This is a genomic window from Bacillus cereus group sp. BfR-BA-01331 (assembly GCF_022663915.1).
GTDB lineage: Bacteria > Bacillota > Bacilli > Bacillales > Bacillaceae_G > Bacillus_A > Bacillus_A mycoides.
In genome coordinates this window covers 339,423-365,192 of record NZ_JAKUGJ010000005.1, presented here as the reverse complement: position 1 = coordinate 365,192, position 25,770 = coordinate 339,423, and the positions used below count along the sequence as shown (strand labels likewise).

Sequence of the window (25,770 nt, the reverse complement as noted above, 5' to 3'; positions counted from 1 at the left end):
CAGTGTCTTGAACAGCTTTCCATCCCTAATTAAATTGACATAAATTGTCCCCTTCCTTTGACCATCCTATATGTGATGGTCTTATTTTTTTATTCTCTCTTTCTTCTTACTTAAAACTCCCTCTCTATTTCACTCTATGTTCACATCTATCTTTTATAGTATATGTATCGAAGCTGTTCCTCCCTAATTTATAAGACATTCCCCAGTGTCTTTGAATAGCTTCCATCCCTAATTAAATTGATATAAATTGTCCCCTTCCCTAGGCCATCATGTGATGGTCTATTTTTTTTCCAAATACATAAATGTATTCTTTCCACATATTTCAGCAAAACTGGACTATATACATTGAAACAGACAGTTTTATACTAAATATTCAGAAAATATTGTCAGAATAGGTATTTTTTCGGTATAATTAATTTAGAAAGCAATTTTACAAAAACAAAGGGGGGTTTTTATTGAAACAAACAAAGGCAATCTTAATTGCATTATTTCTCGGTCTAGTTGTCGGACTCACTTTAAATTTAGCTGCTCCATCTATTTTTGAGCCATTGAATCAATATGCGTTCAATCCACTTGGTCAACTGTTTATTCGACTTATTAAAATGCTAGTTGTTCCTGTTGTGTTCATTTCTATCGTACTTGGGGCTGCTGGTCTTGGAGATCCGAAACAACTTGGAAGAATTGGTTTAAAATCAATTTCATTCTTTCTCGTAACAACAGCTGTCGCTATCTCTATTGCAGTTACATTTGCACTTATCATAAAACCAGGAGCTGGCGGTAACTTTAAAACAGACGGGCTTAAGTATGAAGGTGCAAAAACTGAAACATCTTTCGTCGATACATTGCTAAATATCGTACCAGATAATCCAGCGAAAGCGATGGCTGATGGGAACATGCTACAAATTATTGCCTTTGCCGCATTGATCGGACTCGGTTTAGCTGTTTTAGGAAAACGAGTTCAAGGTATCCATTCATTACTTGAACAGGGCAACGAATTAATGATGTATCTTGTTAATCTCGTCATGAAATTAGCTCCAATCGGAACATTTGGATTGCTCGCTTCATCCGTTGGTAAAATGGGTCTTGCAGGCGTCGCTGCGATGTTCAAGTATATGATTGTCGTTATGCTAGTACTTATTATTCACGGCGTCTTCGTCTATGGCGGCTTATTAAAGGTATTAGCAAAAGAAAGCATTGTCCGTTTCTTTAAACATTTCGGACCAGTAATGGCAATTGGATTTAGTACATCTAGCTCTAATGCATCTCTTCCATTTGCAATGAAAACAGCCCAAGAAAAACTTGGCGTTCCAAAAGCGATAAGTTCTTTTGTACAACCACTAGGTGCAACGATTAATATGGATGGTACTGCCATTATGCAAGGTGTAGCAACTGTGTTTATCGCTCAAGTATACGGCGTTGAACTTACAGTGACTCAATTAGCTGTCGTCGTATTAACTGCTGTACTAGCTAGTATCGGTACTGCAGGTGTACCAGGTGTTGGACTAGTAATGCTTACGATGGTTTTAAATCAAGTAAATCTACCAGTAGAAGGCATTGCTTTAATTATCGGTATTGACCGCATTCTAGATATGTCTAGAACTGCTGTAAATATTTCCGGTGATGCAATTTGTGCAATGATTGTTGCAAAATCAGAAGAAAAATATAATACGGATCAATCTGCAGCATCTTAAATCAAAAAAGGAGTGAATCATTTCACTCCTTTTTTGATTTACTTCCTTTTTTCGAACGATATTCTTTTCCTTTATTATCATTTCCCGTTTCAAATTCAGTACTAAACTCCTGCTGGAATTGCCCTGATTTTGGTGAACCTTGATTTCCACTTCCTTGACTACCATTACGATTCGTCATATTTCTCCCTCCTTCCTTTATTAGTAGTATGGCGCTCTATCTTTTTTCATACACATTTTATTTTTTATCATCTATTACACACAGAAGAAGACCTTCCATATATGAGGAAGGTCTTCTTTTTAATTAGGTAAGCGTTTTCTTATTTGTAATTATTTAAATAAGTTTTTTAGAAATAGATATCATTATATCCATTTCATCTTCTGAAAGTGCGGAAAATCTTTCTTGTAAATATCTCTTTTTCTCACCTTCCATTTTCGCAACTAACTCTTTCCCTTGTTCTGTAATCTCTAAATATACAACTCGGCGATCTGATGTAGAACGTGAACGAGTTACAAAGCCTTTATTAATTAATTTTTCTGTAACAGCTGTAATATGACTATTCGACACATTTAACTCATTAGCTACACGTGAGACCATTTCTTTATTCGTACGGTTCAATATTCTAAGGACAATGAACTCATTCCACGGTATGTAACCACCAAATATTTTTCCAATATCATTACGCAACGTGCGAAACATTGCAAAAACATTTGTCGATAGTTCTTCCATTAATTGTTCTCGATTTTGAGACAACTTTGACAGCCCCTTTTATTTAATTTAGTTAAATAAAAACCTTATTAATAATTTTACACGAAATCTTACTTTTTGTCACCTTATTTCCCCATAATTCGTAGTTTTTTAATAGATATTTCATGGTACAATGAAATTAATTTTCCAGAAAAAGGAGTTGGGGTAATGAGTGAAGAAGACAAACTTTCTAATCTCAGTCTAAAAGATAAGACTATTATTATTAGTGTTGTTATTCTTATTCTCATTATATTCTTTGCATTTATATTTTTTGTATATGTGGGAATCTTTCATATTACAGGTATAGAATATTCATCAAGAACAGCTCTACTACTCTTTTTTTTACTCATTCTTTTATTAGACGGTATTACATATTTTATATTCATTTTCTTTAAAGTGCTCCTACATCCAATGATGACAAGTATGCCCAATTGGCTCTCAATTGCTCTGCTCTCTATAATTGAAATTACGTTAGATTGGTTTGTCATACATACCGCCGATGACTGGATAGAGAGTGTACAAATGCCCAACATAGCTGAATTATGTGTCGCACTATTCCTTTACACACTAAATAAATTATTTAGTGATAAGAAAGAGTAAGAATACAAGCTTTTCTATATAAAAATTGGTACAATAAAAATAAATCATACTAAAGAGGTGTTACTTATGAACTTACTACAATGGGCTGATAAAGGCATGTCCTTTGATACATATGTGAATGAAATGAAAGTAAACCAATACGAGCTACTACACATTTACAATAACTTTTTAATTCCAAATGAATTACTTCCAGTTTTAGAAGAACGTCAAAATGATGGCTGGCGCGTTATCGTATTAACAGCTGACTGGTGCGGCGACGCTCTTTTATGTGTACCTGTTATGAAACGAATTTCTGAAGTTGCAAATATTGATATGCGTTTATTAATTCGCGATGAAAACTTAGAGTTAATGGATCAATACTTAACAAACGGAACAGCACGTGCGATTCCAATCTTTATTTTCATTGATAAAGACGGAAATGAACAAGCCGTCTTTGGACCACGAGCTCCAAAAATACAAGAATTAGTAACTTCAATGCGCGCTACATTACCTGAAAAAGAAGATCCAACATTCGAAGAGAAACAAAAAGAAATGTATGCTAATTTCCGTGCTACATTAGCTGATGATACTTCTCTTTGGGAACATGTAATGGAAAGCATGATTGAGAAAGTAGTAAAATAAAAAGCCTGCCGATTTCGGCAGGTTTTTTATTTTACTAAATTATAATCCTTTTTTCTGAGAACATACAGCATCTACGCACGCTGCTAAACGTTCCATTTCACCCATGTATATTCCACGTGTCATCCACCCAGTCAACTTGTACATAATCTTATATAAAAAATTCTTCGGTTCAAATTCTACAATTAAAGTAAGCGATGTACCTTCTTCATCCTCTTCTAACATATAAGTTGCAGCTGTATAGCCTTGCTTCATCTCACATCCAACTGAAACGATATACGGTTCATCATACTCTAAAATTTCCGCCTCAAATTCATATATTTTCTTCCCCATCTTTTGCACAGATATATATTTGTCACCTTCACGAGGGTTTTCAACATCTATATTTGAAGGATACCTATTTTCTACCATAAAGGTACTCCATTCTAGTATTTTCTCGTCATTGTGTACATAATCAAATACAACATCAATTGGTGCTGGAATTACTATTTCTATTGCAAAACTCACTAAATTGCTCCTCTCAAATACCCTATCGATTTCCTTAAAATTATTATAATGAAATCATTATGGCATATTTCACATGGTGAAATACAAGTAATTGAAGGTAAAAGTTTCATTTTTCTCTTTCTATAAAAAAATACCCTACAGAGTAGACTTTTTTCAAGTGTCTATTCTATAGGGTATTGCTGATATTTTATACTTACATAATGAAGAAATAGAATACCGCAGCTAAAATGAAACGGTAGTAAGCGAACGGTGTTAGTTTTACACGACCTAATAATTTTAAGAATGAAACAATTGCAAGCATCGCAACAACGAATGCTGTAATAAATCCAGTTGCAAATAACGGTATATCAGCCACGCTTAATATATCCCAGCTTTTAATTAAATCTAAGGCACTTGCAGCTACCATCATTGGCACCGCTAGAATAAATGTATATTCCGCTGCCGCTGTATGCGAAACACGTGCTAATAAACCACCACTTATTGTTGATCCAGAACGAGAAAATCCTGGCCAAAGTGCTAAACATTGGAACATTCCGATTGTAAATGCTTGCTTATATGTGATTTCATCTAACGTTCTTGCTGTACTTGGTTTTGAAAACTTCTCAGCAACAATCATTAAAATACCACCAGCTACTAAACTAATAACAACCGGTCCTGGACCGAATAAAACTTCTTTAATTGCGCTATGGAATAGTACGCCGAGTATGCCGGCAGGAATCATCCCGATAATAATATGTAATAAATTTAAAGATGGTCCATCAGTTACTTTCCCTATTCCAACTAATGACCATAAACGTTTCCAAAATATAACAACAACTGCTAAAATCGATCCCAACTGAATAACAACTTCGAAAACTTTCGCTCTATCGTCTTCAAATCCAATTAAGTGTCCTGTTAAAATCATATGTCCTGTTGATGATACTGGTAAAAACTCTGTTAAACCTTCAACAGCACCCATGATTAATCCAATTAACCAATCAGCCACAAGTAGTGCCTCCTTAATAACGAATATGTAATTTTTTCACACCTTATCATAATACCTTATCCCTTTTCAAAGTGCATCCTTTTTTTATTGATTTCATTTGTTGTATACGCTTATTTCTTTTCTATTTTTTGATTAAATTGTATGATAATAAGAGTTTGTTTTTTACGTTGAAAGGGGATTTTATGAAAGAAACTACTTCATTCTCACAAAAGTTAAAGCAATTTTTATTACTCTTTTTCCCGATTTTTGTAACGCAAATGTCATTATTTGCGATGAGCTTTTTTGATACGACAATGTCAGGACATGCGAGTCCTATTGATTTAGCGGGTGTTGCTATCGGAACAAGTATATGGCTTCCCGTTAGTACCGGCTTAACAGGAATTTTAATGGCTACTACTCCTATTGTTGCACAGCTCGTTGGATCAAAGAAAAAGGAGGACGTTCCCCACATTGTCATACAAGCAGTATATTTAGCAATTTGTGCTAGTTTCGTTGTTATCCTTATCGGATTCTTCGCTGTTTCACCTATTTTAAATGGCATGCAATTAGAAGAACCCGTGGAACGTATTGCAGCACAATTTTTAATTATTATCGCGATTGGAATTATCCCTTTATTTACTTACACCGTCTTACGTGGATTTATTGATGCATTAGGAAAAACTCGAACAACGATGATTATTACATTACTATCATTACCAATTAATGTAGTATTAAATTACTTATTAATTTTTGGTCACTTTGGCTTTCCAAAACTCGGTGGTGTTGGTGCGGCAATCGCTTCTGCAGCAACATATTGGTGTATTTTAATTATTACGGTTATTATTATTCGTACGAAAGAGCCTTTCGCTTCTTTCAATATCTTTAAACAGTTATACCGTCCTTCCTTTACAATTTGGAAGGAATTCCTGAAACTTGGCGTCCCTATCGGATTTGCTATCTTTTTTGAGACGAGTATTTTCGCTGCGGTAACACTTATGATGAGTAATTTTAGTACGACAACAATAGCAGCACATCAAGCAGCTATGAACTTTGCTTCCTTGTTATATATGACTCCTTTAAGTTTAGCAATGGCAATGACGATAGCCGTTGGATTTGAAGTTGGAGCAAAACGATACAATAATGCGAAACAATATGGATTTATCGGAATTGGGTTAGCCCTTGCTTTCGCTCTTTTATATTCAATCCTTCTTTATTTCTTTGATGATGAAATTGCTTCTATTTATACGACAAATGCAAATGTCCATCATTTAGCTAAAGAATTTCTTATATTCGCGATTTTATTTCAAATTTCAGATGCGATTGCAACTCCAGTACAAGGAGCACTTCGTGGTTATAAAGACGTAAATGTTGCCTTAATTATGACATTAATAGCTTATTGGGTAATAGGTCTACCTCTTGGCTACATGTTAGCAACTTATACTGACTGGGCAGCAAAAGGTTATTGGATCGGTCTTATTATCGGTCTAGCATTTGGAGCAATCTTCCTGCTTATCCGTCTCTTTCAAGTACAAAGAAAATATACAACGCAAAGCAGCCGCTAATGATATAGCGGCTGTTTTCTTCATGCATATTTTTTCTTGTAACGTGTAACATAATGAAAAAGAAAGGTGGATACATATGGACGAAAAACAAAAGAAACAATCATTCGATGAAGAATTCGCCCCTGAAATTTCACCTGGATATCGGCAAGATGTACATAAGCCACCTAAATATAAAAACACTTCTTTTTTAATGGGCATTACCATTTTCGCAGCTGTATTACTCGTGCTCATCATTTTCGTCTATTTTTAAAGAAGGGTGGTCTATTATATGAAGAAACAAGATTCAAATCGTTCAAAAAGAACTGTTAAAACAGAAAAAGGATATGCAGGAGATTCTGTTCATACACTGAAACAAGTTGAGCAAGGAAACTTATACATTGCTCAAAAAGAACTTGGGCAACAAAATGAAAATCTTTAAAATCCCTCTTCTCCTTGAGGGATTTTTTATTGTACATACTGCTTTTGATCTAACACCATAAATATACTATTAACCTTTACAATTTTCATGTCATAATTTAATTTCATTTCACTTCTCTTGCCATTTTCAATACCAGTAACGTACGCTACAGCATGATAGCGAAAACTCTCATCTGTCTCTTCACGTATCTCTTCGTTTGTAAATTTATACTCTAAATTCCGAAAACGGTTTGGGTAATAATTTTCTATTAGCTGTTCATACCCTCTATTTACAAATATTTCTTCACCTTTTCGTTTCACATCTTCTTTATTATTAAACTCAAACACTGCTAGTTGCGCTGTCACAAAGTGTTCTCCTACATTTTTCTTTTCTTTATGAGTTAAAGTTTCTATACTTTTGTTCTTTAATTCCTTATTTAACTCGTAGCGATCTATCGGTTTAAAGGTAGCAAAAACCTCCTCTTTATATGGCCAAAACAATCCAAAAGCGATACATAGAGAAATGATTAATATTCTTTTTTTCGTAATGCACCCCACCCTCATCCATAATGATAGTTATATTTTAACATACAGAAAGAAAATTCTGATATCATAAAGTGGAATAACCTACCTTTAACTTAGAAACGAGGAACAATTATGGACTCTTACAAACAATATATAAAAGAAGCTCTACCAGATCTTTCTATACATTCATATATGCAAAATGAAGAAGGGTGGGATAATATAACTGTTATTATAAATGATGAACTACTATTTCGTTTCCCACGAAAACTTGAATATGCAAACCGAATTCCGTTAGAAAAAGAACTGTGCACAATTCTTTCTCATTCATTACAAGAAATCGAGATTCCTAAGTATCATTTATTGTATAAGAATGATTGTAATACTGTTCCATTTTGCAGCTATTATCCTCTCATTCATGGTGAACCGTTAACAAGTGAACTAGTTGCAAAGCTAGAGAAAAAAGAACTTGAAGTAATTATTACACAATTAGCCACTTTCCTTGCGACTTTACATAGTATTCCTTTAAAACGTACTGAAACGCTAGGGTTCCCTATCGAAAAAACACTTACCTACTGGAAAGAACTACAAACAAAATTAAATCAATATTTTACTAACAGTCTTACTTCATTACAGAAATCAGCCTTAAATCGTTTATTCGAAAATTTCTTTACCTGTATAACTAAATCTACCTTTCAAAATGCAATCATTCATGCTGACTTTACACATCATCACATTTTATTTAACAACCTGCACAAAAACATTTCAGGTGTTATCGATTTTGGAGATGCTCAAATTGGCGATCCCGCTTTTGATTTTGCTGGGCTATATTATGATTTCGGTCGTGAGTTTACTACATCTGTATATGAACAATACAGTGCACTTATTTCTCACCGCGATCCATTACTCATTCACCGCATCACTACCTTTTATCAATACAGCCCTTTACTACATAACCTTATTTATAACATTGAAACAAACAACGAAATAATATTAAAGAAGAATGAAGAACAGCTTAAAGCAATACTACAGGGACGAGATTAAATTCTCTCCCTATACTCTCTCTCCTCATACATCATTAACTTTTTATCAATTTCAACAATAACTTTATACAATTGAAACGCCTGTAAAATTTGCAGTTGAATTCCAAAAGGAGCATTCTGTTCTTTTAACCATTGAAATACTGCCGTTTCATCTTTCATTGATTATTCCTCCTCTTATTAAAATCTGCTACTTATATACCGTAAATGATGAAAAGCTTTTCATGTCAATAATAAAAAGGATGCAAAATTGCATCCTTTAATGTACTATATTTTTCTTCTGCTTCGCTTCTTTCTTTACTTCTTCCCTTTGGCATTCACTACGAAACGCACAACTCATACACTCAGAACGAAAATGACGCTCTGTATAGTGCTCAGGTTGCTGCAACATTTCTTTCATTCTAAATAAATCATCCATTCCAGTTATAATATCTTCCTGCTTTGGAATGTACTCATACTTAGTTCCTTCTATTAAATTAATAACTTCAATTTTCCCTGGAAGAATACCGAAAGCTTTATAACTGAATACTGTCATTAGCTTCTGACAAAGAGCAAGCATTTCCTCATCCGCATCGATAACATACTTTTTAATTACAAACGATTCAGCACTCCACTCACCAACTTCAAATGTCAATGACATGTGGACACCTAACTCTTCCATATATGTTTGAAACTTCTCATATAAAAATAACGGCGGTGCCTGACTATCATCCCTTTCAACAAACTGTAATAAGTGATCAGTTAGCTTCGCTAAAACAATATAGTACTCCGCCTTTGAAGCAAACATATTAATTCTTACTTTTTTCCAATACTTTTCTATTAATATTAAAAGTACAATTTTCGTTTGTTGGCCCGCAGGTAGCGTGTAATATTCATTAATAATTTGATTCACAATCATTTGCGCTATTTGTTGCCATTCAAATGAAGAAGGTTCTCTTCTTTTTATATGACGGAAATAAAATTTATGCGGACAACGCATAAAATCATACAAATGGTAATCTGTCATCGTTTTGATTGAGATTTTCTCATGCAATTGCTCTTCATCTCCCTTCTGCCATTAAGAAAGGTGTTTTACGAATTCAGCTCCAAACTGTAAACATTTTTCTACATCTTCATCTTCTGGCGTTAATTCTACTTTCAATCCTTCTAACACAACTGCTGCCCCGCGCTCCTGCAGCTTTTCTATTAAAATATCAACCGCTACCCCGTATTTCGGATAAGCCGAATCACAAGAACCGAATGCAGCTGCTTTTTTACCAGTTAAGTTAATAGAATCCATTGCATCATAAAAATCTAAAAAATCATCAGGAAGATCACCATCTCCCCAAGTATAAGCACCTAAAATAATCCCGTCATATTGCTCTAATATAGAAGCTTCTGGTGTATCCATAATATCAATTACTTCAATCTCATTTTCTGTTTCACGAATCGCACCCGCAATATGGTCAGCCATTTCCTCTGTATTTCCACTCATACTTGCAAAAATCATTACTAACTTACTCAACTGAACCTCTCCTTTTACCTTGTATCTCTTTTTCTGTTTGAAGTGTACTCTTCTCACCTACATATTCAGAACGAATTATATTTCGTTGCCATTCAATATGCTTATCAACATCTTTATTTTTTAATTCCCTTCGTAAAAGGTGAAATGTTTTTCTCATTAAGGTTCCTCATCTATTTTATTGATAATAATTATCAATTTCAATTATACCATTAGATTAATTGAAATTGATTATCAAAGTCAATAACTATTTTTTAAAAAATAGTTAAAATGTACAAGCTTGTCCGTTAGCTATTCATATACTATAAATGAGCATAGTTCTTTCTCAGCCCTCTCTGACGGAAGAAATAAAAGCAACTGCAATAGAGTGCAGTTGCCTTTTTTTATGCCTTATCAATTTCTAGTAGTCTTATAGTTGTCTCTAAAAATAGTTCCACTCCATTAATTAAAGCCGATTCATCCACATCAAATTTCGGATGATGATGTGGATAACAAGTATCAATGTTTTTATTCCCTGTTCCTAATTTAATGAAACAACCAGGTGCTTTTCTTAAATACGCTGAAAAATCTTCCCCTCCCATAGAAGGTTCAAGATGCACAATACGCTGATTTCCGAACAATTTTATCGCACTTTTTTCTACTATTTTCGTAATGTACTCATTATTAACAACTGGATCATATCCGTAACGATACGTATATGTATAATCTCCCCCATGTGCTTCTGTAATTCCTTTTACAATTTGCTCAATTTTCTCTTTTGCTTCCTCTCTTAATGTTTGATTAAAAGATCGAACAGTTCCCATTAAAGCTGCTGCACTAGGAATGATATTATCGGCCATCCCCCCATGAAATTGTGTAACTGACACTACTCTATGCATAAAAGCACTTGTATTTCTTGATACGATATGTTGTAAATTTGTAATAATTTGTGCTCCGATAGCAATAGGATCTATCGTTTCTTCTGGTCGTGCCGCGTGACCACCCTTTCCTAAAATTTCAATTGTAAATACGTCTGGTGCTGCCATCATAGGGCCATATACAATTCCTATCTTTCCACTTTCTAATCCAGACATAACGTGCAAACCTACTACATAATCGACGCCGTCCATAACACCGGCCTCCACCATTTCTTGTCCACCACCGGGATACACTTCCTCTGCGTGCTGAAAGAACAGACGGATTTCGCCTGCAAAATCTTCCTTCATATTTGCTATCGTCTCTGCTGTACTTAATAAAATAGCTGCGTGAGCATCATGCCCGCATGCATGCATTATTCCTTTATGCACAGACGTATAAGGTTTCCTTGTCTCCTCTTGGATTGGTAAAGCATCTATATCAGCTCGAATCGCAACTACTTTCCCTTGTTGCCTTCCTCTTTTAATTGCTAGCACACTGTACTCCGTTGGTCTCGTTACTTCAAAAGAAGAAAATGAGCATAATGTTTCATATATAAATTGCGAAGTTTCTTTTTCATGAAACGATAATTCCGGATACTTATGGAAATGCCGTCTCCATTTAATGATATTTTCCTCTGAAATAAAACTCCTCCACTCTCTTTTCATAATAATTACCTCCTTTTAAAAGGCTCTATACCTTGAAAATGTACTAAGTACCCAGTGATTATTAACCCACTCCAATTCAGGAATAACAAAACAAATATTATATTTTCCCGCCTTCTCACAATCCACTTTTATACATTCATACAATCCACTTCCTATTTACATGTCAAACCCATTACAAATTCATGCTGAATGTAATATAATTGCTAAGTTAGGGATTTTCTTTTTTAGTATTTAGTGCTAATATCAGAAAAGAGCCTTTTGACTTATTTTTACCTAAAATGTGGGATTTTGTTTTTTTCACAATCATGTAGGACATGATACCTACAAAGAGCTATTATTTCATTAAGCGAGGGAAAGACATGGAAAGATTAAAAGAGATATGGTCTCAACCACTCACACAATGGGTTGCAAAGACGGTTTATTACCTTGCAATTTTATTTGCATTACTTTGGTTGTATGGATTCCATGATACAAACACAAGTACATTTATTTACAATGAATTCTAGGGTGGGAACGTTATGAAGTTATTAGAACAAATTGAAAAGTGGGCTGTAGAAACGCCTGATCAAACCGCTTTTGTTTGGCGAGATGCGAAAATTACGTACAAACAATTAAAGGAAGATTCTGATGCGTTAGCACATTGGATTTCTTCTGAGTATCCAGATGATCGTTCACCTATTATGGTTTATGGCCATATGCAACCTGAAATGATTATTAACTTTTTAGGTTGTGTAAAAGCTGGACATGCTTACATTCCTGTAGATTTATCTATTCCAGCTGATCGTGTACAACGTATTGCTGAAAGTTCTGGTGCGAAATTACTGTTATCAGGGGCAGAAGTAACGGTAACGGACTTACCAGTTCGCATTACAAGTGAAGATAACTTAAAAGATATTTTCTTTACTCATAAAGGGAATACTCCAAATCCTGAACATGCGGTAAAAGGTGATGAGAACTTCTACATTATTTACACATCAGGAAGTACAGGTAATCCGAAAGGGGTTCAGATTACTTATAACTGTCTTGTTAGCTTTACGAAGTGGGCTGTTGAAGATTTCAACTTACAAACAGGGCAAGTATTCTTAAACCAAGCACCTTTCTCATTCGATTTATCTGTAATGGATATTTACCCATCATTAGTAACAGGTGGTACACTTTGTGCAATCGATAAAGATATGATTGCACGTCCAAAAGACTTGTTTGCTTCTTTAGAGCAATCGGATATACAAGTATGGACTTCGACACCATCTTTCGCAGAAATGTGTTTAATGGAAGCCTCTTTCTCTGAAAGTATGCTACCAAACATGAAAACATTCTTATTCTGCGGTGAAGTGTTACCAAATGAAGTAGCTAGAAAATTAATTGAGCGTTTCCCGAAAGCAGCAATTATGAATACGTACGGTCCAACAGAAGCTACTGTTGCTGTAACAGGCATTCACGTTACAGAAGAAGTGCTTAATCAATACAAATCACTTCCAGTTGGCTACTGTAAATCAGACTGTCGCCTTCTTATTATGAAAGAAGATGGTACAATTGCACCTGACGGTGAAAAAGGTGAAATCGTAATTGTCGGTCCAAGCGTAAGCGTTGGCTATTTAGGAAGCCCTGAATTAACAGAAAAAGTATTTACCATGATTGATGGTGAGCGCGCCTATAAAACAGGTGATGCTGGCTATGTAGAAAATGGTCTTCTATTCTATAATGGTCGTCTTGATTTCCAAATTAAGCTTCATGGTTATCGAATGGAATTAGAAGAAATCGAACATCATCTTCGCGCGTGTTCTTACGTAGAAGGTGCAGTTGTTGTTCCAATTAAAAAAGGTGAAAAATATGATTACTTATTAGCGGTTGTTGTTCCTGGAGAGCATTCGTTTGAAAAAGAATTCAAATTAACATCTGCAATCAAAAAAGAACTCAATGAGCGATTACCAAATTACATGATTCCACGTAAATTCATGTATCAATCTTCTATTCCAATGACACCAAATGGAAAGGTAGATCGCAAAAAATTATTGAGTGAGGTTACAGCATGACCGCATATGGATCATTTTATTTTTTCGCTATAGTAGGCATTTTATTAATACCTACTATCATAGCTGGATTAAAAGGTAAAATGTTGCGTAAATATAATGCCGTTTTAACATTAGTAATGCTCGTTATTATCTTCTCTGATAAACCGAAGCAAGCAATCATGTTAGCCGCATTTATTATTTGGCAATATGCCCTTATTAAAGGCTATTTAATTTTAAGAAAACAAAATAATAGTACATTCACGTTTTGTATAGCTGTTATTTTATCGATTTTACCGCTTGTTTTAGCAAAAATTGCACCGTTTGTACCTGAGCTAAAGTTTGTTGTATTTTTAGGAATGTCCTATGTAACATTTAGAGCAGTACAAATGGTATTTGAAGTTCGTGATAATTTAATTAAAGAACTTTCCTTCTTTAATTTTTGGGAATTCATTTTATTCTTCCCGGCTATCTCAACGGGACCTATCGATCGTTACCGCAGATTCCAAAAAGATATTCAAAAGCCACCTAGTGCAGAAGAATATCAAAATTTACTATATACAGGGCTAAACCGTATTTTCCAAGGTTTCTTGTATAAATTTATTATTGCTTACTTAATAAAGCAATATTTTATGGATCCGGCATTCGCTCAGCAAGATACAATCCTATCAAATATGATTTACATGTATAGCTATAGCTTATATTTATTCTTTGACTTCGCTGGTTATAGCTCATTTGTAATTGGTGTAAGTTATATGATGGGAATTAAAATTCCAGAAAACTTTAATAAACCATTCATTAGTCGTAACATTAAAGACTTTTGGAATCGCTGGCACATGACCTTATCATTCTGGTTCCGTGACTTTATTTACATGCGTTTCGTCTTTTTTGCAACGAAGAAAAAGTTAATTAAAAACCGTTACACAATTTCGTATATCGGTGCATTTTTAAACTTTTTCATCATGGGAATATGGCATATTACTGGTGAGCATGTGTATCAATACATTATTTATGGTCTTTATCACGCTGCCTTGTTTATCTTATTCGATATTTTCGAACGAAAAAACAAGAAGCATAAGTTTTGGCCAAACAATAAATTTACACACGTCCTTGCGATTGTAATTACGTTCCACGTTGTATGTTTCGGTTTCCTGATCTTCTCTGGACACCTTAACAGATACTTTTAATGCACCCTTCTTATACTATTAAGAAGTTGCACATATAATATATTTCGGATATAAAGGAGATTTTAAAAATGGCAGAATTCAAAGAGCAAGTATTAGATATTTTAGAAGAAGTATGTGAAAACGATATTGTGAAAGAAAACTTAGATGTTCAATTATTTGAAGAAGGTATTCTTGATTCTTTCGCTGTAGTATCTTTATTAGTAGAATTCCAAGAGCGTTTAGAGATTGAAGTTTCTATTTCTGATTTTGACCGCGATGAGTGGGCTACACCAAATATGGTTATTAAAAAGTTGGAAGAAATCCGATGAACAAAGTAAAATTTGGTCCGATGCTTTTAGCATTGGCCCTTTTTGCTGTATTCTTACTTATTCCAACGCGCTTCCTACTTCCACTTTTAAGTGATGAGAAAGTAGAACAAGCTGCGACTTCTTTAAAAGAAGAAAAGATTCAAAGTATGATTTTACAGCAAAAGATGTTAGCAGACCCGAAATATCTTCCGATGTACGGTTCATCGGAATTCGCACGTATGGATGCTTTCCATCCATCGAATTATTTCAAAGTAAAGCCTGAAGGATTCACACCATTCCTACTTGGGCGCGGTGGAACACAAGACCTTGTACATGTATTAAACTTCGCATCTACAATGGATCAATTGAAAGATAAGAAAATGATATTCGTTCTTTCTCCGCAATGGTTTGTACCACAAGGTATTGATGAGACACACTTTGCACCTAACTTTTCAAAACAACAAGGTTACCACTTCATTTTCAACGATGATTTAAAACCTGAAATGAAAAAACAAATTGCAAAACGCTTATTAAACTTTGAGATTGTTAAAAAAGAAACTTTATTAAAAATTTCGCTTGAAGGTATCGCCTACGATGATACAAAGTATAAAGTAAAAGCACTTGCTGCTAAACCTTTCGCTTATATTTATCGTAACATTCTAGATCGTAAAGATTTATTTACAGTTATGTTTAATATTAAGCCGCATAAAGAACAGCTTGATCCATCATTGAAACAAATGAACTGGGAAGAAGCTCGTAAGCATGCTGATCAAACAGGTGCAGTAGAATCAAGCTCTAACGAATATGGTATCGAAGATGATTACTTCAATAGCAAAATTAAGAAGAAATTAAAACAACGTGAAGGTTACTTAAAAAATGATGCTTATGACCAATCACCAGAATATGAAGATTTACAAATTGTACTTGATTTATTAAAACAATCTGGCGCAAAACCGCTCTTCATTTCTGTTCCTGTAAAAGGTCCTTGGTATGATTACGCTGGCTTCCCGAAAGAAAAACGCGAATTATACTACAATAAAGTTCGTGAGCAAATTAAGCAAGCTGGCTATCCAATTGCTGATTTCTCAAATCATGAATATGATAAGTACTTCTTAAAAGATCATATGCACTTAGGTTGGAAAGGCTGGGTTTACATCGACGAAGCTATCCAACAATTTTATAAAGCAAACTAACGAAAAGACCGCTTGAATTATTCAAGTGGTCTTTTTTTATATACATCTTGTAATTGTTCAATTACGTTCTCTGCTTCTTTCATGACACGTTTCACTACGTGCTGAGCTGATTCCGTTCGTGCTAATGATGATGCTTGTCCCGCCCAAAGCGACATATACTCTTCCTTATTTTGCTTCGCTGCTTCTTGACGTATTTTTGAAGTTAATACGTTTTGCACTGGATACATCGGTAAATTCGCTTCTCTTCCTTCATGTTTCTCTATAAATTCATTACGAATACCCCGTGCATATTTCCCGGAAAACGCACGGGTTACCGTTGTACTCGTATCTGTACTATGTAAAATCGCCTCTTTATACACGTCATGCGTAATACTTTCTTCACTCGTTAAAAAGGCTGATCCCATTTGAACAGCTTCTGCCCCTAACGCAAATGCCGCAACAAGCCCTTGCCCATTCATTACACCACCTGCTGCAACAATCGGGATATGAGGTACTTCTGCTACTAATTGCGGGATTAATGCAAATGTACCAATCATCGCATCTTGTTCTTTCCCAATAAACGTTCCTCTATGTCCTCCTGCCTCGCTACCTTGCCCGACAATAATATCTACCCCTAACTTAGCAAGTGCTTTCGCTTCCGCTACATGGGTAGCTGTTCCGATAACTTTTATCCCTTCCTTTTTCAAATCATCTATTTCTTCTTTTTCTAACGTTTGAAATGCAAAACTAACGACTGGTACCTTTTCCTCTAATAATACTTGTAATTGTTCTTTATAGCTTTTTGGAAGTTTTAAAGTCTTTTCTTCCTCTATACCTAATTCTCTATTCACTCCACTAAGTAATACTTTCGCCTCGTTTACCTTCTCTTCTTCTATCTGTATCTCTTTCGTTAAAAGTAAATTAACACCGAAAGGCTTATTTGTTAGTTCCCTTATTTTATAAATCGCTTCACGGATTTGTTCTGGGCTCATATAGCCTGCTCCAAGCGTACCTAATCCTCCGCTATTACTCACAGCTGCAACAAGTTCTGACGTTGTAATCGCTCCTGCCATACCTGCTTGAATGATCGGATACTTAATTTGTAATATATCTATTACTCGACTTGTAAACATCATTTTCCCTCCTACTTTCCCTATACCTTCTTTATATGACATGCTTTCCCCTTCTTTTACAAGGATTGAACTTTCGCTCAAGCGAATATATTGAAAGAGAAGGAGGCTGAGAACAATGATTTATCCAAATGCGTTGCAAAAAGGTGATACAGTAATGGTTATTGCACCGTCTGGCCCACCAACACTTGAGAATATATTAAAAGGTGTGAACGTATTACAAGAGATGGGATTATCCGTAATAATTGGAAAGAGTGTTTATGAAAAATATGGATATTTAGCTGGAAGTGATCAAGTTCGTCTTGATGATATACATGAAGCATTTACAAATACTGAGGTCAAAGCAGTCTTTTGTGCACGAGGTGGTTACGGCAGCGCTCGTCTCCTCCCTTACATTCAATATGAAATCATTCAACGGAATCCAAAGATTTTTTGGGGATATAGCGATATTACGGCTTTACATACTTCCTTTTTACGTTATGCGGAGCTGGTTACTTTTCATGGTCCAATGATTGAAGAATTAGGAAAAGGTATAGATTCTCTCTCTTTATCTTCTTTCAATCAACTATTCCATCCGTATTCATCTATCTTATATGCATCAGAATGTATCGTACCTACCTCTCCATGTACAGTTACAGGCACATTAGTTGGAGGGAATTTAACTGTGTTAACAAGTATAATTGGCTCGCCCTATGAGATAAATACGTCAAATAAACTTTTATTACTTGAAGATATTGGTGAAGAACCGTACCGCATTGACCGGATGTTAAATCAACTACTTTTATCTGGACAGTTTAATGAATGCAGTGGCGTTATTTTTACAAGTTGTCACGACTGCAACCCTTCTAAGCCATCTCAGTCATTGCAAACAATATTATATGAATATTTCACGCCATATAATATACCTGTATTATTCGGCTTACCGATTGGACATATAAGTCCAAATATCGGTATTCCCCTCGGAGCTACAGCAACAATAAATACAACTAACAAAACTGTTTCTATTTCTTCTGGTATAGCCACTCCATGTTCAAATTAAAAAGGAAAAGCAATTAAGCTTTTCCTTTTACTTATAATAATTAAAAATCCGTCCAGATGAGATATCTGAAATCTCTTCTGGAATAAATGTTTTACTTATATCAGTACCAACATTTAATACAGCTGTTGCATCCTTCTCAATGCCACCAAATAATTCTTTTCCACGTATCGTAATAAGGGGCGTACCTTCTGGCAACACATCTTTTATAAATTTCAATTGTGTAAAGAACGGAACGATCCATCTACCCTCTCCTTGGAAATGACGCAAACGAAGTGTTCCTTCCGTTGCCCCGTCTTCTGCTTCAAGTGAACCAGCAACATAAAACTCCGTTGATAAGAGCAATTCATAAAATTCCTTTTGCTTTTGTTTATCCTCTCCTGCTAAAACGAGTACTTTTTCTATTTTCTTTACTGAAATTTGCTCCATATGATGCCACCCCTATTTTCAAAATGATTATACTTAGATTATACGAAATATTCTTATTTTTTTCTACATAATTCCACAATTATTTTCTTAAAATAATTTTAAAACACCTTCAGTCGTAACGATTTTAGCAAATTCATCATGTAAGTTTACAAGTGTCATATTGTGAATGTCCTCTGCACTATACTCTGTCCCGTCCAGACCTTTACGATTGAATGTAGCCGTCGCATCGTTCACTAAATACGTTGTAAACCCTAAATTACCTGCCATCCGTGTTGTAGTCTCCACACAATGATTTGTTGTTAATCCTACAATCACTACCGTATTACATTTTTGTTCTCTTAATTGTTCTTCCAAATTTGTCCCAATGAACGCGCTATTAACGGATTTCTGGATAATTATTTCATCTGGCATTGGTTGCACTTCTTCTTTAAAGTTTACCGTTTCCGCATGTTGATAAAACATCGATTGAACATTTTCTTTATTTACATGTTGAATATGAAAAACTGGTAGTTTTCTTTTTCTCCATTCTTCTAACAAACTTTTCATATTTTCTTCCGCCAAAAGGTTATTCCTCACGCCCCAGTATGGTAAGTTAAATGCTTCCTGTACATCAATGATTATAAGTGCTGCTTGATTAAGCATAATATCCTCCTAATTAATTGGGCTGTAATTGAAACAGAAAACCAAGTTGCTGCGAAGCAGTAATAAAACAAATATAGGCACAAAGCTCTACAATTTCTTTTTCAGTCCAATATTGTTTTAATATATGAAACATATTATCATCTATCGCCTTTTGGTCATGAACAAATGCATGTGCAAAAGTAACGGCTACGCTAATTTCTTCTATTTTTTGTATATCATCCGGCTTTCCCTTCGCCATACAGTACGGACATTCATTCCCAAACGCTAATGTTCTTCTTACTTGCTCCTTTAACTCTACGGAAAGGGCACCTGTACTATACAGTGTATTCTCTAACGTACTCCACGAATTTAATATATCTGGATTATGACCTAATAATTTTTGAAACTTTGTATCTCCTACATTTGATAATGTAATTCTCTCCATCATTTCCCCTCCTATTTCCTTCTTTTTTATTGTAAAATAAATAAAGTTCACTTTACATTTCATATGAATCTTAATTTTAAATTTTTCTTTACAAAAATTATCATTTTACTGGAGGTATATTTACAAATGCAATTAGACCGTGTTGATCGAAAAATTTTAAATGAATTATATAATGATAGCCGCCTTTCGATGCGTGAATTAGCAAAACGAGTAAACTTATCAGCTCCGTCTACTACAGAACGTGTACGTAAACTTGAAAGTGAAGGGATTATTCAAAAATACACAATCGATATCAATTATAAAAAAGCAGGACTTGTTTTAGATTGTATTTTAGAAATCACTTTAAAAAATGGTGATACAACACGTATGCAACAGTTTATTCAGTCTTATCCATCTGCAAGTTTTTGTTACCGAGTAACAGGAAGCTTGTGCTACATTGTAAAAATCTCTGTTCCTTCACTCGTTGAACTTGAAGAATTTATCAATGATGTTTCTTCATATGCAACGACAGTTTCTCATATCGTATTATCAGAAGTAGCTCTTACTCCGGACATTGAACATATATTCCCAGAAGATTAATTCATCTTTATTCACAAAAAGAGTAAAAACCCCTTACATTAAGAATAAAAATGATATATCATGTATTAAAATACATAAAGTTCGAGAAAGGGGCTTTACATTGAAAATCTGGTTTTATGAAAAAACGGCACAATTAGATAACTTGCTTGGTATTTGGGACAATGTTCCGACCATCCCTCGAATTGGTGAAAAAGTTGAACTTCTAAAAACCGTTCGGATCGTTACAGATATTAAATATGTAAAGAACGGTAATAATTTTCGTGTAGAGATTATTACAAATTAAAAAGTAGCTCTTTAGGAGCTACTTTTTAATTATCTATTATGCGCTTTCTTTATAACAATTTTATCTTCTTCTACAGAAACTGTTACATAATCATTTTCTTCTAACCGAAGCTTATTTACAGCTTCATCAGGTAGTTCTACAGCCATCAATCTATCTGTTACTATCACTTGGCTATATATTTCATTTTTTTCTGATGTATTCACTACTTTTTCTTCATTTATGAAACGAATCGGTGGCACACCAACTTCTTTTACTGTACGCCATTGGTTCCAAGTAAAAGGAATTAACCATAATAAACCGATAATCACAAGACCAATGCCGATCCATAAATTACTTTGTGCTTGTAATTCAGTAATCGAGATTGCGTCACTTCCATCTACACCTACAAATTGCATACTCGTTGCAATCAAATTATTTAGAGCATGCACAGCAATATTCGTCCATATATTTTTTGTCTTTATGTATAGAAGGCACATAATAACACCGAACATGAAAGCACCGATAACATCAAAATGTCCTAGTCCAAAAATAAGAGAGGATATAATAACCGCTCGTTTAATCCCCCATTTGTAAGCCATTCGCTGCAAGAAAAAACCTCTAAAAATAACCTCTTCCATTATTGGGGCTAATACACATGCTGAAATGAAAGTAAATATCGTCATGTATATGTTACTCGTATTAATCACATTTCCATCTTCTAACATGGTAACTAAGAAATTAGGTAAAGTATGTGCTAAAATATAAAATTGAATTTGGGATATACCGACTGCAAAAATCATTCCCATGATCGTTGCTAATACAATTAACCCCCAATGTAAACGTCCAGGCTTATCAAAAAAGCTTTTAAAAACAACATTATTTTTACTTGTTTTTAAATATAGCCACAATAGTGGAAATGCAAAAAATATTGATATTTGTGACAGGAACTCTATCGTATTGTCAGAAGCACCTGATAAACTTAATGGAATCATCGTCAGGAACATCCCTATAATCATCCATCCAAAAAAACTACGTAGCCTTATACGTGAAAATGCATGTTGCATATTGAACACCTCCAGAGATGATGTAAAGTGAAAATTTATTCAGTGTTTTATGGGTAGCCCTTCTCCACAAATGGCCGAATAACTAAATTATAATATGAATATAGTTGAAAATCTTCCTTTTTTTCTCAAATATTTTCAAACAACATATCTCTTAAAATATATAGTACGTTTTATTTAAAACACCGTATTACTGTTCTTCCAGTTGAAATCTAGGGGAACGTTATGTAATAAAAATCCCCGTTTTTACAAGCGGGGATTTCTTTTATTATAATACGTCACGTTTTTGGAATAATACACTTGATGCTACAAGTAATACAGCAAAGTATGCAACTACAAGTAATAATGAGGTTGTAAACGTAAATTCTGTAAATGGTGGTTCTGCTCCGCCACTTACTAATTTATTACTATCGTAAGCACTTAAATTCAAATGGAAAAATACCACAAATTTCGCTACACCTTTTGCAAACATCATCAGTACCATATTAATTGGTCCTTGTAAAAAGAAGAGGAACATCGTAATAATCAATGGTAATACAGACTTTCTAAATACGTTTGCTAAGAAAAATGCAAGCGTCGCAAAGAAGAACGGTGAAAGTACTTGATATAAAGTAGATTTCATTACGATTCCTAACGTTAATTCTGTTTTACTACCATCCTTTACAATTCCGCCAATAATCATTGCAATTAACGTGCTAGCAAATATGATAAATACTATAGTAAGTAACACTGTAATATATTTAGAGAATAAAACGGTAATTCTTTTTCTTGGACGGATTAATAACTGCTTAATTGTACCTTTTTGGAACTCATCAGTAATCATACGTGAAGCAATCGTGATTCCAAAAATTGTTGCAAATAAAGTAATTAAACCAATCTCTGAACTTGCAAAATCTAAATATGATCCTTTAAATTCACTTCCGTCGCCCCACTTCATCATCGCTAAAACTCCCAAAATCTCCAATACTGCAATAACACCAATTAAAATATACATACCTTTTTTCGCATGCAACTTTAAAAATTCATTTTGAATTAATTTAAACATTACGCTTTCACTCCCCCTGTAATTGCTAAGAACTCATCCTCTAACGTTTTATTTTGAACGGTAACTCCGTATACAAGCACATCGTCATTCACAAGTTTCTTTACAAGTTGTGGAATTTCTTCTTTCGTTACAGATACTGCAATTACATTTCCTTGCGCCTTACCTTTAATGATTTCATTTGCTTTCTGTACTTGATCTACTTCAAACGCTACAACTACTTTCTCATCATGCTTCGCTTGTTCATGTAAGTTGTACTCTTGTACAAACTCACCTTGCTTTATAATAACGACGCGATCACACATTAGTTCAATTTCACTTAATAAGTGACTTGATACGATTACGGCAATATTCTCTTCTTTCGCTAAACGTTGTAAATAATCACGAATTTGACGAATACCAGCTGGATCTAATCCATTTGTCGGCTCATCTAAAATTAAGATTTTCGGCTGATGAAGTAATGCCTGTGCAATTCCTAAACGTTGTTTCATACCAAGTGAGTATGTTTTCACCTTTTTATGAATCGCATGCTCTAATTCAACAAGCTTTACAATTTCAGCGATGCGCTCTTTACTAATTGGGGTAATCGCCATGTTCGCAAAATGCTTTAAATTTTGCATTCCAGTCATATAATCATATAGCTCGGGATTTTCTACAATCGCTCCAATTTGCTCTAGCGCCTTTTCACGCTCTGTGCGAATACTATGACCACAAATTGTAATATCGCCTTCTGTCATAGAAATAAGACCTGTCATCATACGAATTGTCGTCGTCTTACCGCTACCGTTCGGTCCAAGGAACCCGTATACTTCTCCTTCTTGAACCTCAAATGATAAGCCCCGAATAATTTCTGTTCTACCGATTTTTTTTCGGACATTTTCTAATTTCACTACTACATTTCCCAATGATGATTCCTCCTTTAAACTTCTAGTTTTTTATCGATTATGCGCCCTGTTATATAAACAAGTAGGATAAATATTCCTATAGAAAAACTAAGGCTATATAAATTCATAAGCTTTTCCGGGAATAACATTACATCTCCATCTGACGATTCATCTATATAAATTAAATTTCTTATTAAGGGCACTATAGGAGCAAGCCCACCCAACATTTCATATATAACGCTCATCACTTTTGTTACTAATAAAAACAACAAAAATATAATCGTATATTCTAGCTTCTTCTTTTTCAAAGAAAAAACTTTAACGCTAGCTACTGCAAAAAGTAATACAAGCAATGTGCTAGATAATTTAAATACATATAACATAGTACTAAAGAGGTGCTTTAATGGATTGAATACACTTTGGGTAAATAACACTTCATAGAGCCCTGTACCCTTTATTATTTTCATAGAAATACTATATAAAAAAATAGAACCTATAACTTCAAAAATAAGGAGATAAATGACAGTATATAACACTATTGCTAAAACAATCTTTTTACCTGATGTCGGTGTTAACCGAAATAATGTACCTTCAGTCATTTTTCCAAATGCAGATATCGCCTGAATAAATATCAATGCTATAAAAATTATATATACTAAGATGACTAAGGAAACTATAATTATTTGCCTTACCTCTCCTGATTCTTGCTTAATATAATTTCCCAAGCTTACGAAAGCGACAGCTACAACGAATATAAATGATAATAATGAAATAATAATTTGCTTTTTATTCACATTGTACATATATATTAAGCTCGACTTCACCTACTAAACACCTCCTTAAACACATCTGTGACAGCTTTCCCTCTCTGAAAACGTAACTCTTCTACATTTTCATACAATACAATTTCCCCATCTTTTAAAAAGATTACTTCATCAAAAATATTTTCAACTTCATTTATTAAGTGAGTCGAGATTAGTATCGTACAATCTTCTCTATAAAATTGTAGAATGAGGTTCAATACGTGTTCTCTAGAAACAAGATCAATTCCGCCAAGCGGTTCATCTAGTACGTATAACTTCGCTTTCCTCGAAAACGTTAAAATAATTTGTAGCTTTTCAACCATACCTTTTGATAAAGCTGTAATTTTTTCTTCTAACGGTATTTTAAATTCCGCAATCGTATCTACCGCTTTTTGAATGTCGAAGTCTTTATAAAAATCTCGATAGAAAAATAAAGAATCTTTTACCGTCATCCAATCATCAAAGACTGGCTTATCAGACATAAATGAAACGATTTCTTTCGTCTCTAACCCTACTTTTTTACCGTTAATTACTATGCTGCCTTCAGAAGGGTGCTGCAAGCCTGCAATCATTTTTAATAACGTCGTTTTCCCGCTTCCGTTATCTCCAACAAGCCCAACGATTTTTCCTTCTGTAATCTCTATGTTTAGCTCACGGATCACTGCTTTTAATCCGTACCGCTTCCATAGATTTTCTATTTTTAATAACTCTGTCATTCGCTCTCCTCCCTTTTCTCATGTAATGAAGAACGAAGGATTGTAAGAATTTCTTCTTCTGAAAAACCTAAATTGTCCATTCCATCTATAAAAGAATGAAGTAATTCTTTCGCCATATCTTTTCGCAGCTCCATAATTTTCTCCCCTTCATTCGTTACATATCGCCCCATTCCTCTACGTGTTACAACAACTCCATCCCGCTCTAACTCTTGGAATGTACGTTGAATCGTATTTGGATTTACTTGTAATTCACTCGCTAATTCACGTACGGAGGGAATTTTATCGCCAGGCAATAAATGACCCGTTACAATTTCTTTCTTTATGTATTCCATTACCTGAATGTAAATTGGTGTATTTGGAGAAAACTCGATTTTCATTTCTCCCCTCCTGTCTTAGTGT

Annotated in this window: 35 protein-coding genes; 15 read left to right on the top strand and 20 right to left on the bottom strand. The window is 34.4% G+C overall.

Going from position 1 to position 25,770, the window contains the following annotated elements:
- The first annotated feature begins 455 nt into the window (after positions 1-455).
- Entirely contained in the window at positions 456-1,691 is a 1,236-nt protein-coding gene (locus tag MR155_RS12745; protein ID WP_137076217.1) for a dicarboxylate/amino acid:cation symporter, read from the top strand.
- 22 nt (positions 1,692-1,713) lie between these two features.
- On the opposite strand, the gene MR155_RS12740 is transcribed toward MR155_RS12745, so the two are convergent.
- Positions 1,714-1,869: a hypothetical protein gene (locus tag MR155_RS12740; protein ID WP_002011733.1), complete on the bottom strand. Its 156-nt coding sequence runs from the start codon at positions 1,867-1,869 to the stop codon at positions 1,714-1,716.
- Between the two features lie 153 nt (positions 1,870-2,022).
- Entirely contained in the window at positions 2,023-2,442 is a 420-nt protein-coding gene (locus MR155_RS12735; RefSeq protein WP_137076218.1) for a MarR family winged helix-turn-helix transcriptional regulator, read from the bottom strand.
- 162 nt (positions 2,443-2,604) lie between these two features.
- Between MR155_RS12735 and MR155_RS12730 the strand changes: the two genes are divergently transcribed.
- Entirely contained in the window at positions 2,605-3,036 is a 432-nt protein-coding gene (locus MR155_RS12730; protein ID WP_002193242.1) for a regulatory YrvL family protein, read from the top strand.
- Between the two features lie 33 nt (positions 3,037-3,069).
- Entirely contained in the window at positions 3,070-3,657 is a 588-nt protein-coding gene (locus MR155_RS12725) for a thioredoxin family protein (RefSeq protein WP_137076219.1), read from the top strand.
- 39 nt (positions 3,658-3,696) lie between these two features.
- Here MR155_RS12725 and MR155_RS12720 read toward each other — a convergent pair whose 3' ends face one another.
- Both MR155_RS12720 and uppP read right to left on the bottom strand, forming a co-directional pair.
- Positions 3,697-4,161, bottom strand: a complete 465-nt coding sequence (locus MR155_RS12720) for an SRPBCC family protein (protein ID WP_016101493.1) — start codon at positions 4,159-4,161, stop codon at positions 3,697-3,699.
- Positions 4,162-4,354: 193 nt separating this feature from the next.
- Positions 4,355-5,146: a bacitracin resistance undecaprenyl-diphosphatase gene (gene uppP, locus MR155_RS12715; RefSeq protein WP_002030627.1), complete on the bottom strand. Its 792-nt coding sequence runs from the start codon at positions 5,144-5,146 to the stop codon at positions 4,355-4,357.
- A 182-nt stretch (positions 5,147-5,328) separates the two neighbouring features.
- On the opposite strand from uppP, the gene MR155_RS12710 reads away from it, so the two are divergent.
- From MR155_RS12710 to MR155_RS12700, 3 genes are all read left to right on the top strand, one after another.
- Positions 5,329-6,687, top strand: coding sequence for an MATE family efflux transporter (locus tag MR155_RS12710; protein WP_002140955.1), 1,359 nt, complete (start codon positions 5,329-5,331; stop codon positions 6,685-6,687).
- Positions 6,688-6,763: 76 nt separating this feature from the next.
- Positions 6,764-6,937 (top strand): hypothetical protein, encoded by a 174-nt coding sequence (locus tag MR155_RS12705; protein ID WP_000343684.1) that lies wholly within the window; start codon positions 6,764-6,766, stop codon positions 6,935-6,937.
- Positions 6,938-6,955: 18 nt separating this feature from the next.
- The gene (locus tag MR155_RS12700; RefSeq protein WP_000743737.1) at positions 6,956-7,105 is read left to right on the top strand and encodes a hypothetical protein; all 150 of its coding nucleotides are present in this window, start codon (positions 6,956-6,958) and stop codon (positions 7,103-7,105) included.
- Positions 7,106-7,131: 26 nt separating this feature from the next.
- On the opposite strand, the gene MR155_RS12695 is transcribed toward MR155_RS12700, so the two are convergent.
- Complete coding sequence (locus MR155_RS12695) at positions 7,132-7,647, bottom strand: biotin transporter BioY (protein WP_242310032.1); 516 nt, start codon at positions 7,645-7,647, stop codon at positions 7,132-7,134.
- 93 nt (positions 7,648-7,740) lie between these two features.
- On the opposite strand from MR155_RS12695, the gene MR155_RS12690 reads away from it, so the two are divergent.
- Entirely contained in the window at positions 7,741-8,649 is a 909-nt protein-coding gene (locus tag MR155_RS12690) for an aminoglycoside phosphotransferase family protein (RefSeq protein WP_002030620.1), read from the top strand.
- Here the strand turns inward: MR155_RS12690 and MR155_RS12685 are convergent.
- The 5 genes from MR155_RS12685 to MR155_RS12665 all read right to left on the bottom strand — a co-directional run bounded on the left by MR155_RS12685 (position 8,646) and on the right by MR155_RS12665 (position 11,708).
- Complete coding sequence (locus MR155_RS12685) at positions 8,646-8,807, bottom strand: hypothetical protein (RefSeq protein ID WP_088034946.1); 162 nt, start codon at positions 8,805-8,807, stop codon at positions 8,646-8,648. The two genes, MR155_RS12690 and MR155_RS12685, sit on opposite strands and share 4 nt — an antisense overlap.
- A 97-nt stretch (positions 8,808-8,904) precedes the next feature.
- Entirely contained in the window at positions 8,905-9,678 is a 774-nt protein-coding gene (locus MR155_RS12680) for a hypothetical protein (protein ID WP_012260605.1), read from the bottom strand.
- Between the two features lie 24 nt (positions 9,679-9,702).
- On the bottom strand, positions 9,703-10,149 hold the full coding sequence (locus MR155_RS12675) for a flavodoxin (protein WP_002086759.1): 447 nt from the start codon (positions 10,147-10,149) through the stop codon (positions 9,703-9,705).
- Positions 10,142-10,306 carry a hypothetical protein gene (locus tag MR155_RS12670; RefSeq protein ID WP_181777915.1) on the bottom strand — a complete coding sequence of 55 codons (165 nt, stop codon included), beginning with the start codon at positions 10,304-10,306 and terminating at the stop codon, positions 10,142-10,144. Before MR155_RS12670 ends, MR155_RS12675 begins: the two co-directional genes overlap by 8 nt.
- 223 nt (positions 10,307-10,529) lie before the next feature.
- Positions 10,530-11,708: an amidohydrolase gene (locus tag MR155_RS12665; protein ID WP_201066549.1), complete on the bottom strand. Its 1,179-nt coding sequence runs from the start codon at positions 11,706-11,708 to the stop codon at positions 10,530-10,532.
- A 359-nt stretch (positions 11,709-12,067) separates the two neighbouring features.
- Between MR155_RS12665 and MR155_RS12660 the strand changes: the two genes are divergently transcribed.
- The 5 genes from MR155_RS12660 to dltD all read left to right on the top strand — a co-directional run bounded on the left by MR155_RS12660 (position 12,068) and on the right by dltD (position 16,384).
- Entirely contained in the window at positions 12,068-12,214 is a 147-nt protein-coding gene (locus MR155_RS12660) for a teichoic acid D-Ala incorporation-associated protein DltX (protein WP_002011626.1), read from the top strand.
- A 12-nt stretch (positions 12,215-12,226) separates the two neighbouring features.
- The gene (dltA, locus tag MR155_RS12655; protein ID WP_242310030.1) at positions 12,227-13,741 is read left to right on the top strand and encodes a D-alanine--poly(phosphoribitol) ligase subunit DltA; all 1,515 of its coding nucleotides are present in this window, start codon (positions 12,227-12,229) and stop codon (positions 13,739-13,741) included.
- Positions 13,738-14,904: a D-alanyl-lipoteichoic acid biosynthesis protein DltB gene (gene dltB / locus MR155_RS12650; RefSeq protein WP_242310028.1), complete on the top strand. Its 1,167-nt coding sequence runs from the start codon at positions 13,738-13,740 to the stop codon at positions 14,902-14,904. Before dltA ends, dltB begins: the two co-directional genes overlap by 4 nt.
- A 68-nt stretch (positions 14,905-14,972) precedes the next feature.
- Positions 14,973-15,212, top strand: a complete 240-nt coding sequence (gene dltC, locus MR155_RS12645) for a D-alanine--poly(phosphoribitol) ligase subunit DltC (protein ID WP_002011622.1) — start codon at positions 14,973-14,975, stop codon at positions 15,210-15,212.
- Positions 15,209-16,384, top strand: a complete 1,176-nt coding sequence (gene dltD, locus MR155_RS12640; RefSeq protein WP_201066543.1) for a D-alanyl-lipoteichoic acid biosynthesis protein DltD — start codon at positions 15,209-15,211, stop codon at positions 16,382-16,384. The genes dltC and dltD overlap by 4 nt, the downstream gene beginning before the upstream one ends.
- 17 nt (positions 16,385-16,401) lie before the next feature.
- Here the strand turns inward: dltD and MR155_RS12635 are convergent, their stop codons facing one another.
- Positions 16,402-17,538, bottom strand: a complete 1,137-nt coding sequence (locus MR155_RS12635; RefSeq protein WP_242310027.1) for an NAD(P)H-dependent flavin oxidoreductase — start codon at positions 17,536-17,538, stop codon at positions 16,402-16,404.
- Positions 17,539-17,611: 73 nt separating this feature from the next.
- Here MR155_RS12635 and MR155_RS12630 point away from each other — a divergent pair, with 73 nt between their 5' ends.
- Positions 17,612-18,532, top strand: coding sequence for a S66 peptidase family protein (locus MR155_RS12630; RefSeq protein ID WP_242310025.1), 921 nt, complete (start codon positions 17,612-17,614; stop codon positions 18,530-18,532).
- 27 nt (positions 18,533-18,559) lie between these two features.
- On the opposite strand, the gene MR155_RS12625 is transcribed toward MR155_RS12630, so the two are convergent.
- The 3 genes from MR155_RS12625 to MR155_RS12615 form a co-directional block, all read right to left on the bottom strand.
- Positions 18,560-18,958 (bottom strand): SseB family protein, encoded by a 399-nt coding sequence (locus MR155_RS12625; protein ID WP_242310022.1) that lies wholly within the window; start codon positions 18,956-18,958, stop codon positions 18,560-18,562.
- An 87-nt stretch (positions 18,959-19,045) separates the two neighbouring features.
- Complete coding sequence (locus MR155_RS12620; protein ID WP_219301788.1) at positions 19,046-19,600, bottom strand: cysteine hydrolase family protein; 555 nt, start codon at positions 19,598-19,600, stop codon at positions 19,046-19,048.
- Between the two features lie 13 nt (positions 19,601-19,613).
- The gene (locus tag MR155_RS12615) at positions 19,614-20,027 is read right to left on the bottom strand and encodes a carboxymuconolactone decarboxylase family protein (protein ID WP_170935223.1); all 414 of its coding nucleotides are present in this window, start codon (positions 20,025-20,027) and stop codon (positions 19,614-19,616) included.
- Between the two features lie 123 nt (positions 20,028-20,150).
- Between MR155_RS12615 and MR155_RS12610 the strand changes: the two genes are divergently transcribed.
- Together MR155_RS12610 and MR155_RS12605 are read left to right on the top strand one after the other, a co-directional pair.
- Positions 20,151-20,603: an Lrp/AsnC family transcriptional regulator gene (locus tag MR155_RS12610; RefSeq protein WP_002011610.1), complete on the top strand. Its 453-nt coding sequence runs from the start codon at positions 20,151-20,153 to the stop codon at positions 20,601-20,603.
- A gap of 100 nt (positions 20,604-20,703) precedes the next feature.
- Positions 20,704-20,886: a DUF3913 family protein gene (locus MR155_RS12605; protein WP_242310020.1), complete on the top strand. Its 183-nt coding sequence runs from the start codon at positions 20,704-20,706 to the stop codon at positions 20,884-20,886.
- Positions 20,887-20,915: 29 nt separating this feature from the next.
- Here MR155_RS12605 and MR155_RS12600 read toward each other — a convergent pair whose 3' ends face one another.
- The 6 genes from MR155_RS12600 to MR155_RS12575 form a co-directional block, all read right to left on the bottom strand.
- Positions 20,916-21,929 (bottom strand): CPBP family intramembrane glutamic endopeptidase, encoded by a 1,014-nt coding sequence (locus MR155_RS12600; protein WP_242310017.1) that lies wholly within the window; start codon positions 21,927-21,929, stop codon positions 20,916-20,918.
- Between the two features lie 265 nt (positions 21,930-22,194).
- Positions 22,195-22,971 (bottom strand): ABC transporter permease, encoded by a 777-nt coding sequence (locus MR155_RS12595; protein ID WP_201055849.1) that lies wholly within the window; start codon positions 22,969-22,971, stop codon positions 22,195-22,197.
- Positions 22,971-23,873 carry an ABC transporter ATP-binding protein gene (locus MR155_RS12590; protein WP_242310014.1) on the bottom strand — a complete coding sequence of 301 codons (903 nt, stop codon included), beginning with the start codon at positions 23,871-23,873 and terminating at the stop codon, positions 22,971-22,973. The genes MR155_RS12595 and MR155_RS12590 overlap by 1 nt, the downstream gene beginning before the upstream one ends.
- Before the next feature lie 14 nt (positions 23,874-23,887).
- The gene (locus tag MR155_RS12585) at positions 23,888-24,676 is read right to left on the bottom strand and encodes an ABC transporter permease (protein WP_242310011.1); all 789 of its coding nucleotides are present in this window, start codon (positions 24,674-24,676) and stop codon (positions 23,888-23,890) included.
- A complete protein-coding gene (locus MR155_RS12580; RefSeq protein WP_242310009.1) occupies positions 24,673-25,371 on the bottom strand; it encodes an ABC transporter ATP-binding protein in 699 nt (232 codons plus the stop codon). The genes MR155_RS12585 and MR155_RS12580 overlap by 4 nt, the downstream gene beginning before the upstream one ends.
- Positions 25,368-25,748 carry a GntR family transcriptional regulator gene (locus MR155_RS12575; protein WP_002030586.1) on the bottom strand — a complete coding sequence of 127 codons (381 nt, stop codon included), beginning with the start codon at positions 25,746-25,748 and terminating at the stop codon, positions 25,368-25,370. Before MR155_RS12575 ends, MR155_RS12580 begins: the two co-directional genes overlap by 4 nt.
- Positions 25,749-25,770 lie beyond the last annotated feature (22 nt).